This window comes from Streptomyces sp. NPDC058401, assembly GCF_042722885.1.
In the GTDB taxonomy this organism is placed as follows: Bacteria; Actinomycetota; Actinomycetes; order Streptomycetales; family Streptomycetaceae; genus Streptomyces.
The window spans coordinates 19,746-33,190 of record NZ_JBHXKA010000056.1 but is presented as its reverse complement, the minus strand read 5'-3'; the positions used below and the strand labels follow the sequence as shown (position 1 = coordinate 33,190).

Here is a 13,445-nt window from a genome sequence, read left to right as displayed (position 1 = left end):
TGAACGACCGTCACTTTCGCCCGTACGGGAAAATCCGTTGCCCCGGAGCGGCCGGCCGGGTGAAGCTCCCTGACATGTCACAAAGCACCGCAGAGACCAGCACGCGCACCCCCCGCGGCGTCACCGACCTCTTCACCGCCGGCGGCCGCCTCACGGTCATCCCGCGCAAGGCGGCCCGCCGCGAACAGCTCCTCGCCCACCTCACCGAGACCCTCTTCGCGGCCGACCGCGCGTACACCGAGCCCGAGGTGAACGGACTGCTGCTCACCGTCCACGAGGACTGCGCGGCGCTGCGGCGCTACCTGGTCATCGCCGGGCACCTGACCCGCACCCGCGACGGCTCCGGCTACCGGCGGGCCACGACCACCCTGTAGTGGGTCGTCAGCCGGCCGTCCTCACCGATCACGTGGAAGGCCACGGCCGGCGGCTCGTCCGTGTGGACGTACTCGCTCGCCCCGGACGCCGCCTCCCACGGGAGCCGCGTCGTGGACACCACCCCCGGAGCCGCGAGCAGCGGCCGCCCGGCGAAGGTGGTCGCCGCGCCGGTGTGGGCGTGCCCGCACAGGAACGCCGTCAGGTGCGGGTGCCGTTCGGCCAGCTCCGCCAGCCGCTCCTCGCCGAACTGCCGGATGCCGTCCACGTACGGGATGTGCAGCGGGACGGGCGGGTGGTGGAAGGCGACCAGGACGGGCACCTCGCGCGGGGTGTCCGCGAGCACCCCGTCCAGCCAGGCCAGCGTCGAGTCCTCCAGGTGCCCGTGGTGTTCACCGGGTACGGACGAATCGCACACGGCGAGGACGAAGCCGTCGCCGCGCAGCACCTGGTCGACCGGGGCCGCGGACGGGCGCTCCTCCCCCAGCAGGCCGCGGCGGAAGGCTGCCCGATCGTCGTGGTTTCCGGGGCAGACGACCAGCGGATGGCGGGAGCCGAGGGCCTTGCGCGCCTCCTCGTACTCCTCCGGGCGTCCGTGGTCGGCGATGTCCCCGCTCACCAGCACCGCGTCGAGCTCGTACGGGAGCCCCTCCAGGTAGTCCATGACGGCGCGGGTCCGCTCGGCGGCCCGCTCCCCGCCGTCGAGGTGGACGTCGCTCAGGTGGGCTATCACGATCACGGGCGGTGGCTCCTTCGGTCCGGAAGCTGGGATTGTATGCCCGGCCGCACCGCTCCGGGATGACCGGGGAAGCCCTCAACGGCCTTGCGTCTCCAGCAGTCGCAGTGCTTCCAGGGCCACGGCGCTGCCCCTCGCGACCCCGTCCGCGACCACCTGCCGGTGCGGGTCGTAGCCGCCGGTCGCCTCCTCGTCCACGAGCTCGTCGGCGTTCGCCCCGTCCACCACCAGGACGCCGCCCGCGGTCAGTCCGCGCAGCGAGGCCGTCACCAGCAGCGCGGAGAGCTCCATCTCGATCGCGGCGACGCCGGCCTTCTCGTACTCCGTGAAGGGGATCAGGCCCGGCTGGAAGGCGGCGCGCGTCCAGACGATGCCCCGGTGGTGCGGTGCGCCCGCCTCGCGCGCCGCCCGTTGCAGCGCCAGGACCGCCTCGGGCGCGGACACCGCGGGGTACTCCGGCGGCAGCAGCTGACCGGTCACCCCGTCGTCGCGTACCGCCGCCTCCGCGATCACCAGGTCGCCGTCGGCGATCCCGGGACGGATCGCCCCCGCCGTTCCGAACCTGATGAAGGTGCGCACGCCCGCGTCGGCCAGCTCCCGGAAGAGCAGGATCGCCCCGGGGGCGCCGACCCCGTGCGAGGCGACCGTCACCGGGAATCCGCGCCAACTCCCTGCGAATACACGGAATTCACGGTGATGGGACACCTCCACGGCCTCGTCCAGCAGCTGCGCGACGGCTTCGGCCCGCGCCGGGTCGCCGACGACGAGCGCGGAGGCCGGCAGGCCGGTGCGCGGGATGCGGGTGAGGGGCAACAGGTCCTGCGTCATACGACAGCTCCATGGGTACGGGCGGCACGGCGGCGGCCCGCCGTGGTGAGGAAGAGGGCCGCGAGCGTGACGGCGTACGGTGCTGCGTCCGTGGCCTGCTGCGGGAGGCCGAGGCCCTGCAGGCGGAAGCCGACCGCTTCGGCGACGGCGAACAGCAGGGCCGCGAGCAGGACGCCGATGGGCGCGGCCCGGCCGAGCATGACGGCGACGACGGCGATCCAGCCGCGGCCGGCGGTCATGTTCTCGGAGAACAAAGTGACATTTCCGAGTGCTAGTTGGGCCCCCGCCAGACCGCAGAGCGTACCGGCGGCCAGGACCGCGCCGTACCGGTACTTCGCGGGATTCACTCCCAGGGCCGCAGCGGCCTCGGGCGCTTCGCCGACGCCGCGCAGCCGCAGTCCCAGCACGTGGCGGGAGAGCGTGAAGGCGGTGAGGCCCACGGCTGCCCAGGCGAGGTAGGCGAGCGGTGACTGCCCGCCGATCAGCGGGAGTCCGGCCAGCGCGGGGTCGTCGAAGGTGCCCCGCACCCCGAAGACCGTACGCAGTAGGAAGCCGGTGAGTCCGAGGGCGAGGAGGTTCATGGCCACGCCCAGCACCACGGGGTCGCCGCGCAGCGTCACCGCGCCCACGGCCAGGATCAGGGAGTACGCGGCGGCGGCGAGCGCTGCCGCGAGCACTCCGAGCCACGGGCTGCCGGTGAACCAGCTCGTGGTGACCGCGCTGAAGCAGCCGATCAGCATCATGCCCTCGAGGCCGATGTTGAAGACTCCGGCCCGCTCGCAGATCGCCCCGCCGAGGGCGGCGAGCAGGATCGGGGTGAGCGCGCGCACGACCGAGAGGAGGAGGTCGGTTTCGAGGGACATCAGGCGACCTTCACGTTCTTGTTGTCGTCCCCGGAGCGGCCGGTCCGCCGGAGCATCCGCGGCCGGGAGGCGAGCAGGACGATGACCAGGGCCTGCAATACCTGCGTCAGCTCCCGCGGCACCTCGGTGGCGCGCTCCATGTTCAGGCCGCCGACCTGCAGGACCGTGAAGAAGAGCGCCGCGAGCACGGTGCCGAGCGGGGCGGCGTTGGCGAGCAGCGCCGCGGTGAGGCCGGTCCACGTGTAGCCGGGCGCGGTGAGCGCGCCGTCGAGGAAGCGGTGCGGGAAGCTCAGCGTCCCGATCGCCCCCACCAGGCCCGCGAGGGCTCCGGAGGTGCCCATCAGGCGCAGGGTCAGCCGGGCCCGGTCCACGCCCGCGTAGGCGGCGAACCGTGGGCCCAGACCGGTCATCCGGACCTCGTACCCGGCGCTGGTGCGCGTATCCACGAAGAAGTGGACGCCGACCGCGGCGATCACGAGGAGCAGGCCGGCCGTCACCGTGGTCGAGCCGAGCACGGGCAGCGCCACGCCCTCGGGCAGTCTCCGTGTCTGGGGCAGGCTGGAGCCGGGTTCCTTCAGCGGGTACCGCGCCAGGTAGGAGGCGAAGGAGACCGCGGGGTAGGACAGCAGCAGGCTGCTCACCAGCAGCGGGACCCCGAGGCGGGTCTCGCACACGGCGGCGAGCACGGCGTACGCGGCTCCGGCCGCCATCCCGGCGACCAGGGACGCGACGACGGCGAGCGGGGCGGGCAGCGGTGCGTAGAGCCCGGTGACCGCGGCGGCCAGACCGCCGAGCACCAGTTGTCCGTCGCCGCCGAGGTTGATCAGTCCGCCGCGGAGCGGCACGGACAGGGCGAGGGCCATGCCCAGGACGCTGGTGCCGGTGGTCAGCGTGGCGCCGAGCCCGTCGGATCCCAGGGAGCCGCTCAGTACGGCCCCGTACGCGGTGAACGGGTCCGCACCGGTGGCTGCCAGGAGGACCACCCCGATGAGGAGGGTGACGGCCACGGAGATCAGGACGGGTGAGCGCACGGCGGACACGAGGGCGGAGCGGGCGGCGTGGGCGGAGCGGGCGGAAGGCGTGGAGCGGGTGGGCACGTTGCTCATGTCAGGCCACCGCTCCGGCCATGGCCAGGCCCAGGGTGCGTTCGTCGGCGTCGTCCCGGGTGTACGAGGCCGAGATCCGGCCCTCGTACATCACCAGGATCCGGTCCGACAGGCTGCGGACCTCGCTGAGTTCCGCCGAGACCAGGAGGACCGCGTGGCCCGCGTCCCGGTAGGCGGTCACCTGGTCGTGGATCTGCTGGACCGCGCCGATGTCCACCCCGCGCGTGGGCTGTTCCACGAGCAACAGGGGTGCTCCATGGGCGAGTTCCCTGCCCACAAGCAGCTTCTGGAGGTTCCCGCCGGACAGTGCGCCCGCCGGGGCGGCGGGTGAGGGGGCCTTGATTCCGTAGCGTTCGATCAGGGAGCGGGCGTGTGCGCGCAGGGCCGACGGGTGCAGCAGCCCCCTCCGGGTGGCGAGCGAGCGCCGGTGGTGCCCCATGGCCAGGTTCTCCGCGATGGAGGCGGCGGGTGCGGTGCCGACGGCCGCGCGGTCCTCCGGCACGTAGGCGAGGCCCGCCGCCCGGCGGGCGGCCGGGGACGCGTGGGTGATGTCCTGCCCGGCGAGCTCGACGCGGCCGGCGCCGACGGGACGCAGCCCGGCGAGCGCCTCGATCAGCTCGCTCTGGCCGTTGCCCGCGACACCGGCGATGCCGACGATCTCGCCGGCCCGTACGGTCAGGTCCACTCCGCGGACCCCGGCGACGGACAGGACCACCTCGCCGGGGGTTCCCGGCGCGCTGACGCGGTCCAGTTCCACCCGGCGGCCGGTCATCGCCTCGGCGATCTCGGCCGCGGTGGTGTCGGCGGTACGCAGCCGGGCGGTGACGCGGCCGTCGCGCAGCACGGTGACGTGGTCGCTGCCCTCCAGCACCTCGTGCAGCTTGTGCGTGACGATGATCACCGAATGCCCTTGGGCAGCGAGCGACTTGAGCACGGCGAACAGCCGGTCGGCCTCGTCGGGCGTGAGGACGGCCGTCGGTTCGTCGAGGATCAGGACGCGGGCCCCGCGGTGCAGCAGCTTGAGGATCTCCACCCGCTGCCGGACGCCGACGGGCAGGTCTCCGACCCGGGCGTCGGGGTCGACGGGCAGCCCGTGTTCCTCGGCGAGTTCGCGGACGCGGCGGCGCGCGGCGGCCCGGTCGAGGAGGCCGAACCGCCGGGGCTCGGCCCGGAAGACGACGTTCTCGGCGACGGTCAGCGAGTCGAAGAGCCGGAAGCTCTGGTGGACCATGCCGAGTCCGGCGGCGATCGCGTCCGCCGGGTCGGAGAAGTCGACCTCGCGGCCGTGGATGCGGATCGTCCCGGCGTCCGGTCGCTCCATGCCGTAGAGGATCGACATCAGCGTGGACTTTCCGGCGCCGTTCTCCCCCATCAGGGCGTGGATCTCACCGCGCCGGACCCGCAGGCCGACCTCGTCGTTCGCGAGCGTCGCGGCGAACCGCTTGGTGATGCCGGTGAGTTCGACGACCGTTTCGTCAGGGCTACTTGGCGGCGGGGTCATCGACCTTCAGCTCCCCGGAGACGATCTGGTCGCGCAGTCGCTTCACCTGGTCCAGGACCGGGGCGTGCTGGGCTATGACGCACTGGGAGTCGGCGACGCCCGGCTCCAGGCCGGTCAGGCTGATGCCGCCCTCCTTGAGTCCGTACGAGACGATCTGGCCGCCCTTGCCGCCCAGTACCTGCTGGATGCCCTTCTCCACGGCGACGTCGGTCTTCTTGATCACGTTGTCGACGACGGTGCCGGGCGCCGAGACGCACTGGTTGACGTCCACCCCGTAGGCGAAGACCCCCTTGGCCTTCGCCGCTTCGAAGACGCCGTAGTTGCCCGCGGCGGCGGCGGCCATCAGCTGGTCCGTTCCGGCCGAGATCAGCGAGCTCGCCTGCTCCTTGGCGCGGGCCGAGTCGTTGAAGGGGGACTGGCCGCCGACGAAGCGGGTGGTCGCCTCCACCGCGGGCGCGGTCTGCTTCGCCCCGGCGGCGAACGGGTCGCTGTACCGCCGGAACTGGGGCGTGTCGAGCACGTCGACCGCCCCGACCTTGCCGCTCTTGCTGAGCAGTCCGGCCTCGGCGCCGGCGAGGTACACCCCTTCGTGCTCCCGGAAGACGGCGCAATCGACGTTCGGGTACGTCTGCTTGGTGCAGGCGTCGACCACCAGGAACCGCTGCTGCGGGTGGGCCTCGGCCTGCTGGGCGACCAGGTCGGCGAACTCGAAGCCCACCAGGACGATCACCTGCGGCTTCGCGTCCACCGCGGCCTGGACGTTCTGCTGCCGGGAGGCCACGTCGGTGGATTCGTAGACCTTGGAGCTGCCCGAGTTCGTCTTGGCCGCCGCCTTCAAGCCGTCCACGGAGAGCTTGAGGAACTCGTTCTGTCCCACCGCGTCCGGGGTGACGAGCGTGAACGCCGGGCCGCCGGCGCTCTGGCCGGAGGCCTCCTTCTTCGCCGCGGCGGCGTTGCAGCCGGTGGCGAGCAGGGCCCCTCCCGCCACGGTGGCGGCGAGTCGAAGGGCGCGGGTACGGGATCTCCGGGACATGGAGGTGACCTTCCAAGACGGTACGGACGTACGGGGGTACGGATGTACGGGGGCTACGGATGTACGGAAACGGGAGCAGGGCGCACGGAGTGCGGGGGGAGACGGGGACACGGGTGCATCGGCACGGGGTGCGCGAGGCGGGTGGCGGCCGCTCGGATGTGAACGGCGCGCGACATCGATGAAATCGATGTGAAATCAGACGAGTCGGGAAAGGGGCTCGTCAGGTGTCGGACGTCGGGCGAAGGAGCGCTCAGCCGCGACAGGCGTCGCTGGCGCACCGGCCGTAGTCGAGGTAGCGGCGCAACGTCAACAGCATGTGCGCTCTCCCCTCGGACCACCGGCGTGCAACAGTTCGTTGAAGCCAGGAGAGTAACACCGGTCCGCGCACGACCGGTCCGCCGTCTCGAACTGTGGTTCCCACGGCTGCTGTACGGTGACGCGCACCCCTCCCCCCTTCCTCCCCCAAGCCTTTGGAGTGCACAGCCATGACCAGGGAACTGCGTGCCGTCGAGTGGGTCGGAGACGCCCTCGCACTGATCGACCAGACCGCTCTGCCGCACCGCAAGGAGGTGCTGCGCGTCGCCGATGTGGACGCCCTGGTGGACGCGATCCGGCGGCTCGTGGTGCGCGGGGCCCCGGCGATCGGCGCCGCCGGAGCCTACGGCGTGGCCATCGCCCTGCTCCAGGGCGAGCGCGAAGGCTGGGACCGTACGCGGATACGCGCCGAGATCGCCCGGATCCGGGAGGCCCGGCCGACCGCGGTCAACCTGGCCGTGTCCGTGGACCGGGTGCTGGCGCGGCTGGACGAGGGCGTGACGGCGGTCCTGGAAGAGGCCGTCGCCGTACAGCGCGAGGACGTGGAGGCGAACCACGCCTTGGGCGCGCACGGCGCGGACTGGCTGCTGAAGCGGCTCGACGAGGACCGCCCGCTGCGCATCCTGACGCACTGCAACACCGGCGCGCTCGCCACGGCCGGCTGGGGCACGGCGCTCGGAGTGATCCGTGAACTGCACGCCCGGGGACGGCTGGAGACGGTGTACGCCGACGAGACGCGGCCCCTCCTGCAGGGGTCCCGGCTGACCGCCTGGGAGCTGGCCGAGGAGGGCATCGCGCACTACGTCCAGGCCGACGGCGCGGCAGCCGGAACCATCCTGCGGGGAGAGGTGGACGCCGCGGTGGTGGGCGCCGACCGGATCGCCGGGAACGGCGACACCGCGAACAAGGTGGGCACGGTCGGCATCGCCCTGGCGTGCGCCCATGCGGGCATTCCCTTCATCGTGGCGGCGCCCACCACGACGGTGGACCTGGCGACCGCGAGCGGCGCGGAGATCACCATCGAACTGCGCGGTGAGGACGAGGTGTTGGAGTGGGGAGGCATCCGCACCGCACCGGCGGCCTCCCGCGGACACAACCCGGCCTTCGACGTGACTCCGGGCAGCCTGGTGACGGCGCTGGTCACCGAACGCGGCGTACTGGAGGTGTCGTCGGGCGAGCTCCCGGCGGATCACCTGTCCTGACCGGCACGTTCGGGAAGGGACGGCCTTGAGGGCGCTCCCCGCGCGGGGAGCGCCCTTCGGGTCGGCGCGGACGGCTGACGGCGAGCGCGCTGTCAGCCCGTGGCCAACTCCAGTTCCAGCAGCCATTCGACGATCTCGGTGTGGTGGCGGGCCTGGCGGGGCGAGTCGCCCCACGCGTACAGCCCGTGCCCCGCCACGACCACGGCCGGCATCCGCGGGTCGCGGGCGGCCTCCAGGCGGTCGCCGAGCTCGCGCATGTCCTGGCTGTTGGCGATCACGGGCAGGGTGACCTCCTCCCCCTCGGCGGGGTGGCCGAGTCCCTTGAGCATCTCCAGGTCCTTCAGGACGATGCCCCCCGGCTGCCTGCGCCCCATGAGCACCGAGGCGACCGTGTGCACGTGGACGACGGCGTTCGCACCCGTCAGGAGGGCCACGCGCGCGTGCAGCTCCGCTTCGGCGGAGGGCCTGCCCCCGCTCACCGCGGCACCCCGTTCGTCGACCACCACCACGTCTCCGGAGGAGAGTTCGCCCTTGTCGTGGCCGCTCGCCGTGACCGCCAGCCGGAACGGCTCGCGGGACAGGAGTGCCGAAAGGTTGCCGGAGGTACCGCGCATCCAGCCGAAGGAGGCGAAGCGGGCCGCTTCCGCCGCCAGTACCGTCCCCGCCTGTTCCAGGCCCGTCTCCGCCTGTTCCAGGCCCGTCTCCGTCGTCACGCTCGTGCTCATGCTCCGCTCTCCACTCCGCTGATGTCCTCGCCGATGTCCTCGAAGGTCCGTGCCTCCGGATGGTCCTGCACGCCCTGCTCGTAGTACGGCTCCCCCGGCCGCCGTACGCCCACCACCCGCCATCCCGCCGCCCGGGCGGCGTCCAGTTCGCCCGCACGGTCGGAGAGGAACAGCAGCCGGTCCGGGGAGATCCCGGTGTCCGCGGCGATCGTGCGGAAGGAGCCGGGCTCCTGCTTGGGGCCCGCGTTCTCCGTGTCGTACCAGCCGCTGACCAGCGCCCGCAGGTCTCCCTCCGCACTGTGCCCGAACCAGGCCCGCTGGGCGGCGACCGATCCGGACGAGTACACGTAGAGGGCCGCGCCCGCCGCGTGCCAGCGACGCAGCGCGGGCACCACGTCCGCGTAGAAGTGCGAGACGAGCTCCCCGCGCGCGAACCCCTCGGCCCACAGCAGGCCCTGAAGGGTTTTCAGCGGGGTCGCCTTGCGGTCCTCGTCCAGCCACGCGTTCAGCGCCTCGACGATCCGTGCCGGGTCCGCGTCCGGCTCGCCCAGCTCCGCCCGCACCTGGACGAGCGCACGGGCCACCTCCGGTTCCCCGGACCGCTCGGCGATCAGGGCGGTGAACCGTTCGCGGGCGTACGGGTAGAGCACGTCGACGACGAAGCCGGTGGAGCTCGTCGTCCCCTCGATGTCCAGTACGACGCCGTCCACGGCACGGCTCACGCCGCGTCCCCCGCCGTGATCGTGTCGAAGTCGGGGAAGCGCTGCGCGATCCCGCTGCCGGTGAAGCTGCCGATCCAGCCGTCCTCCTCGTGGAAGAAGCGGATCGCGGTGAAGGCCGGCCGGGTGCCCATGTCGAACCAGTGCGTGGTCCCCTTCGGCACGCCGAGGAGGTCCCCCCGCTCGCACAGCACGGCGTGGACCTCACCCGCCAGGTGCAGGTAGAAGATGCCGGAACCCGCGACGAAGAAGCGGACCTCGTCGTCGTCGTCGTGCGTGTGTTCCTGGAGGAACTTCTCCCGCGCGGCCTTCGCCTTCGCGGCGAATCCGGGGTCCTCGTCATCGGGGTGCAGGGCCACCACGTCGACGGTGGCGAAACCCTCCTCCTCGGTCAGCAGGTCGATCTCGGCGCGGTAGGCCGCGAAGACGGCCTCGCTGCCGGCGTCCGCCGCGAGGTCCTCGCGTACCGGCCACTGTTCGTAGCGGATGCCGAGCGGCGCCAGTGCGGCGGCGATCTCGGCGGGGTCGGCGGTACGGCGTACGACGGTCTCGGGGCCGTTCTCGGGCCAGGTCGTCAGCAGCGTCACGGAATGCTCCAGGGTGGAAGGGCGGGGTGACGGGGGTGCGGGCCCCTGGCCCCGGGCCGATTCTCGCCTCCGGTTGTTGCCACAATGTGGCGGCTGCATGGCAGGTGCGGCAGGTGCACTGCCTCCGACCTGGCCGGACCGGGCCGGAGCAGTCCGGAGCGGTCCGGAGCGCGACCCGTTTACGATCAGCACCGGGACACCCGGCTCCCCGGCGCGGCCCGCACGCGCGACCTCCCCGCCGGACCTCCTCGTGCACCTAAGGAACCGCAGATGCCCGCCGCGCCGAACAGCCCCTATCAGCAGCTCCGCGGTGGCGACGGCCGGCGCGAGGTGAACACCTCCGCGGTGCTGCGGGCCGTGCTCGACCACGGTCCGGTGGCGCGCAGCCGGATCGCGGCGCTGACCGGGCTCAGCCCTGCGGCCGTCTCCCGCCAGGTGGTCGACCTGGCCCGGCTGGGGCTGGTGAAGGAGCGTCCCGAGCTGGTCGCGGCGGCGGGGGTGGGCCGCCCGCAGGTGCCGGTGGACATCGACTGCGGCCGGGTCGCGGTGGCCGGCGTCCACATCGGCGTGCCGGGGGCGACGCTGTCGCTGATCGACCTGCGCGGACGCGTCCTGGCCCGGGAGGACCTGAGCAGCCGGGGGCTCGGCCCGACCGGGATCCTGGGGCGCGTGACCGGCCGGCTGCCCGCCTTCCTCGCCGCGCACACGGGGGATCTCGCCATCGTCGGCCTGGGTGCGGTGCTGGGGGGACGGGTGGATCCGGAGCAGGGGATCGCGGTGCGGCACGAACCGCTCGGCTGGTACGGAGTACCGCTGCGCGATGCGCTGGAGCGGGCGACCGGACTGCCGGTGTACGTGGACAACCACGCGCGGGCCCTGGCCCAGTCGGAGATCCTCTTCGGCCATCCCGACGCACAGCACAGCATCGTGGCGATCTTCGTGGGCCATGTGGTCGACGCCGCTCTGGGCAGCGGTGGCCGGGTGCACCTCGGTCCGCGCGCGGCCACCAGCGACCTGGCGCACCAGCCCGTACCGGGCAGCCGGGCGAAGTGCCCGTGCGGCCGGACCGGTTGTTTCGAGGCCGTCGTCTCCGACACCGTGCTGTTCGCTGAGGCCGTGGAGCAGGGCATCATCGCCGAACCGGACCGCGCCCTGCTCTGTGCGGCCGTGGCGGCGGGACATCCGGGCGCCGACCGTCTGGTGCGGCGCCGGGCACGGCGGATCGGCCGGGCGGTCGCGCTCCTGGCCGACCTGGTCAATCCCGATGTGGTGGTGGTCCACGAGACCTTCTCCGGGGCCCATCCGCGGTACCTCGACGTGATCCGCGCGGAGGTGGTCGAGCGCTCGCACCTGTGCGAGGAGCCGGAGCGGATCGTCGCGCCGGGGACCGGGGAGCGGGCTCTGGACGTCGCGGCCGGAACGGCCGTACTGGCCCACATCTACGGCGATCCGCTCCGTACGGTGGCGTTTGACCAATCATCGGGCGTCTGACAATCTGCGCGCATGACCCCGACCGCGCGGCTCGTTTCCCGCAGGCACGTCGACCTTTGTCGACAGGCCAGCGCGATCTGTGCCGTGCCGTCGCCGGGCTGTCCTCGCTGATTTCCGCGTCAGCCTGACCCGGGCCCCGGCTCTCGCACCGGCACCGGATCCACCCTTGCCCTCACCGTTGGCCTGACCCCTGGCCCCATCCGGCCGCGTTCCCGTCCGACGGGAGCTCCGGGTGTGACGCGGCCGCCAGGGCCCCGTACCGCACACGCGACCAGTGCTCCCGACCGGAGCGCCGCGCGCATCCGCCGATGGGACCGCACCGGGTCCCGCCTGCGGTGAATTACTTCCGCTCAGATCGCAATTAACCCTCTTCTTGTTTTTCTCCTCGCCAAGGCGGTTCCCTCATGACCACGCTCCCCGACCTCTCCCGCCGCGGGCTGCTGCGCGCCCTGGGCGCCGGCTCCCTCCTCATGACGCTGGGCGCCTGCCGTTCCGCGGTCGACGACGCCGCACCCGCCGGCTCGGCGAGCCCCCGCCGGGGAGGCACCCTGACGGTCGCGCACGGGGTCGACTTCACTCCCGCCCTGCTCTTCGCGGTGAGCGCGATGACCCTGGTCCCGCGCCTGGCGTTCAACACCCTGACCCGCTACGACGACAATCTGCGGCCGCAGCCGGAGCTCGCCACCTCCTGGCAGGTGGCCCCGGACGGCAAGGCCATCACCTTCACCCTCCGCGACGACGTCACCTTCCACAACGGCCGCAAGTTCACCGCGGACGATGTCATCTTCGCGGTGAAGAACCTCCAGAACCCGCTGCGCGCCGCCCAGTTGAGATCCACGGCAGCCGCCGTGACCTCCTTCGAGAAGCAGGGCGACCACCAGATCACGCTCGGCCTCGCCCATCCCGTCAGCAACCTGTTCGACCTCTTCGAGTTCATGTTCATCACCGACAAGGACTCGGTCGAGGACGCCGTCGCGGGCAAGAGCCTCATCGGCACCGGGCCCTACACCTTCACCGGCCGCAGCCCGGGCGCCTCGCTCAGCTTCGCCCGCAACGACCGCTACTGGCAGCCCGGCCGGCCCTACCTGGACAAGGTCGAGATACGCATCATCCCGCAGCCCGACTCGCTGCTGTCCTCGCTGCGCACCGCGCAGTCCCAGCTCTCCTTCGACGTCCGGGGCCAGGACGTGGCCCAGCTCAAGGACGACAAGCAGTTCCGGATCAAGGGCTACGACACCGGCGCGGGAGCCCTCTACCTCGGCGCGAACGTCAAGGAGCAGTACACCGGCGACAAGCGCGTGCGCCAGGCGTTGAGTTGGGCCGTCGACCGCGAGCGCATCGTCACGCAGGTCCTCGGCGGCTACGGCCAGGCGAGCGCGGCCCCCTGGCCGAAGTCCTCCCCGGCGTACAGCGATGCCAACGCCACCCGCTACACGCACGATCCGGACAAGGCGCGGGCCCTGCTGAAGGAGGCCGGTCACGATTCCCTGTCCCTGCCGCTGGCCCACGCCTCCGTGCCGAGGGTCACGGCCATCGCCCAGATCATCCAGTACGACCTGAAGCAGATCGGCATCACCACCGAGCTCCAGCCGTACGACTCGGCGACCATGCAGAAGAAGCTGATCGCCCAGCAGATGCCGGCGCTCTGGACGATGGGACACGGGTTCGCCCAGGTCCAGCCCTCCACCCTGGCCGTCAGCGCCTATCCCTTCAACGAGGCCAAGAACACCTCGCAGTTCAGCTCGCCCGCCTACACGGAGACGGTGCGCGAGGCATGGGTGCGCAGCGACGGGGACAGCCCCGAGGCGATCAAGGCCTACCAGCGGATCAGCGACCAGCTCCTCGACGAGGCCTTCATCATCGACCTCGCGGTGGAGGCCTCGGTGGAGGTCTCCACGGCCCGGGTCCACGGCGCGGATCTCAACAAGTTCGGCTACCTCATCCTCGACGACGCCTACCTGGCGTGA

At 72.3% G+C, this 13,445-nt stretch carries 14 protein-coding genes; 5 read left to right on the top strand and 9 right to left on the bottom strand.

Annotation, left to right across the window (positions count from 1 at the left end):
* Positions 1-74: 74 nt before the first annotated feature.
* Positions 75-374: a DUF2087 domain-containing protein gene (locus ACFWNV_RS21365; RefSeq protein ID WP_383949249.1), complete on the top strand. Its 300-nt coding sequence runs from the start codon at positions 75-77 to the stop codon at positions 372-374.
* On the opposite strand, the gene ACFWNV_RS21360 is transcribed toward ACFWNV_RS21365, so the two are convergent.
* The 6 genes from ACFWNV_RS21360 to ACFWNV_RS21335 all read right to left on the bottom strand — a co-directional run bounded on the left by ACFWNV_RS21360 (position 347) and on the right by ACFWNV_RS21335 (position 6,439).
* Positions 347-1,111, bottom strand: a complete 765-nt coding sequence (locus ACFWNV_RS21360) for a phosphodiesterase (protein WP_383949246.1) — start codon at positions 1,109-1,111, stop codon at positions 347-349. The genes ACFWNV_RS21365 and ACFWNV_RS21360 overlap by 28 nt on opposite strands.
* 75 nt (positions 1,112-1,186) lie before the next feature.
* The gene (locus tag ACFWNV_RS21355; RefSeq protein ID WP_383949243.1) at positions 1,187-1,936 is read right to left on the bottom strand and encodes a nucleoside phosphorylase; all 750 of its coding nucleotides are present in this window, start codon (positions 1,934-1,936) and stop codon (positions 1,187-1,189) included.
* The gene (locus tag ACFWNV_RS21350; protein WP_383949240.1) at positions 1,933-2,799 is read right to left on the bottom strand and encodes an ABC transporter permease; all 867 of its coding nucleotides are present in this window, start codon (positions 2,797-2,799) and stop codon (positions 1,933-1,935) included. The genes ACFWNV_RS21355 and ACFWNV_RS21350 overlap by 4 nt, the downstream gene beginning before the upstream one ends.
* On the bottom strand, positions 2,799-3,905 hold the full coding sequence (locus tag ACFWNV_RS21345) for an ABC transporter permease (RefSeq protein WP_383949237.1): 1,107 nt from the start codon (positions 3,903-3,905) through the stop codon (positions 2,799-2,801). The genes ACFWNV_RS21350 and ACFWNV_RS21345 overlap by 1 nt, the downstream gene beginning before the upstream one ends.
* A gap of 1 nt (position 3,906) precedes the next feature.
* On the bottom strand, positions 3,907-5,406 hold the full coding sequence (locus ACFWNV_RS21340) for an ABC transporter ATP-binding protein (protein WP_383949234.1): 1,500 nt from the start codon (positions 5,404-5,406) through the stop codon (positions 3,907-3,909).
* Entirely contained in the window at positions 5,387-6,439 is a 1,053-nt protein-coding gene (locus ACFWNV_RS21335) for a BMP family ABC transporter substrate-binding protein (RefSeq protein ID WP_383949231.1), read from the bottom strand. The genes ACFWNV_RS21340 and ACFWNV_RS21335 overlap by 20 nt, the downstream gene beginning before the upstream one ends.
* Before the next feature lie 485 nt (positions 6,440-6,924).
* On the opposite strand from ACFWNV_RS21335, the gene mtnA reads away from it, so the two are divergent.
* Positions 6,925-7,956 carry an S-methyl-5-thioribose-1-phosphate isomerase gene (mtnA, locus tag ACFWNV_RS21330; RefSeq protein ID WP_383949228.1) on the top strand — a complete coding sequence of 344 codons (1,032 nt, stop codon included), beginning with the start codon at positions 6,925-6,927 and terminating at the stop codon, positions 7,954-7,956.
* Between the two features lie 92 nt (positions 7,957-8,048).
* Here mtnA and mtnB read toward each other — a convergent pair whose 3' ends face one another.
* Genes mtnB through ACFWNV_RS21315 form a run of 3 tightly spaced genes read right to left on the bottom strand, consistent with a single transcriptional unit; the run spans position 8,049 to position 9,987 of the window.
* The gene (mtnB, locus tag ACFWNV_RS21325; RefSeq protein WP_383949225.1) at positions 8,049-8,681 is read right to left on the bottom strand and encodes a methylthioribulose 1-phosphate dehydratase; all 633 of its coding nucleotides are present in this window, start codon (positions 8,679-8,681) and stop codon (positions 8,049-8,051) included.
* Positions 8,678-9,403, bottom strand: a complete 726-nt coding sequence (mtnC, locus tag ACFWNV_RS21320) for an acireductone synthase (RefSeq protein ID WP_383949222.1) — start codon at positions 9,401-9,403, stop codon at positions 8,678-8,680. Before mtnC ends, mtnB begins: the two co-directional genes overlap by 4 nt.
* Complete coding sequence (locus tag ACFWNV_RS21315) at positions 9,400-9,987, bottom strand: acireductone dioxygenase (RefSeq protein WP_383949219.1); 588 nt, start codon at positions 9,985-9,987, stop codon at positions 9,400-9,402. Before ACFWNV_RS21315 ends, mtnC begins: the two co-directional genes overlap by 4 nt.
* A 270-nt stretch (positions 9,988-10,257) precedes the next feature.
* Between ACFWNV_RS21315 and ACFWNV_RS21310 the strand changes: the two genes are divergently transcribed.
* From ACFWNV_RS21310 to ACFWNV_RS21300, 3 genes are all read left to right on the top strand, one after another.
* Positions 10,258-11,478, top strand: coding sequence for an ROK family protein (locus tag ACFWNV_RS21310; RefSeq protein WP_383949217.1), 1,221 nt, complete (start codon positions 10,258-10,260; stop codon positions 11,476-11,478).
* Between the two features lie 12 nt (positions 11,479-11,490).
* Positions 11,491-11,589, top strand: coding sequence for a putative leader peptide (locus tag ACFWNV_RS21305; protein WP_383949215.1), 99 nt, complete (start codon positions 11,491-11,493; stop codon positions 11,587-11,589).
* A 293-nt stretch (positions 11,590-11,882) separates the two neighbouring features.
* Positions 11,883-13,445, top strand: coding sequence for an ABC transporter substrate-binding protein (locus ACFWNV_RS21300; protein ID WP_383949212.1), 1,563 nt, complete (start codon positions 11,883-11,885; stop codon positions 13,443-13,445).

Excerpts from the sequence above, each read along its gene's own strand:
- ACFWNV_RS21365 (WP_383949249.1), top strand. The coding sequence starts at position 75 with ATGTCACAAAGCACCGCAGAGACCAGCACGCGCACCCCCCGCGGCGTC.
- ACFWNV_RS21355 (WP_383949243.1), bottom strand. The coding sequence starts at position 1,936 with ATGACGCAGGACCTGTTGCCCCTCACCCGCATCCCGCGCACCGGCCTG.
- ACFWNV_RS21350 (WP_383949240.1), bottom strand. The coding sequence starts at position 2,799 with ATGTCCCTCGAAACCGACCTCCTCCTCTCGGTCGTGCGCGCGCTCACC.
- ACFWNV_RS21345 (WP_383949237.1), bottom strand. The coding sequence starts at position 3,905 with ATGAGCAACGTGCCCACCCGCTCCACGCCTTCCGCCCGCTCCGCCCAC.
- ACFWNV_RS21340 (WP_383949234.1), bottom strand. The coding sequence starts at position 5,406 with ATGACCCCGCCGCCAAGTAGCCCTGACGAAACGGTCGTCGAACTCACC.
- ACFWNV_RS21335 (WP_383949231.1), bottom strand. The coding sequence starts at position 6,439 with ATGTCCCGGAGATCCCGTACCCGCGCCCTTCGACTCGCCGCCACCGTG.
- mtnA (WP_383949228.1), top strand. The coding sequence starts at position 6,925 with ATGACCAGGGAACTGCGTGCCGTCGAGTGGGTCGGAGACGCCCTCGCA.
- mtnB (WP_383949225.1), bottom strand. The coding sequence starts at position 8,681 with ATGAGCACGAGCGTGACGACGGAGACGGGCCTGGAACAGGCGGAGACG.
- ACFWNV_RS21310 (WP_383949217.1), top strand. The coding sequence starts at position 10,258 with ATGCCCGCCGCGCCGAACAGCCCCTATCAGCAGCTCCGCGGTGGCGAC.
- ACFWNV_RS21305 (WP_383949215.1), top strand. The coding sequence starts at position 11,491 with ATGACCCCGACCGCGCGGCTCGTTTCCCGCAGGCACGTCGACCTTTGT.
- ACFWNV_RS21300 (WP_383949212.1), top strand. The coding sequence starts at position 11,883 with ATGACCACGCTCCCCGACCTCTCCCGCCGCGGGCTGCTGCGCGCCCTG.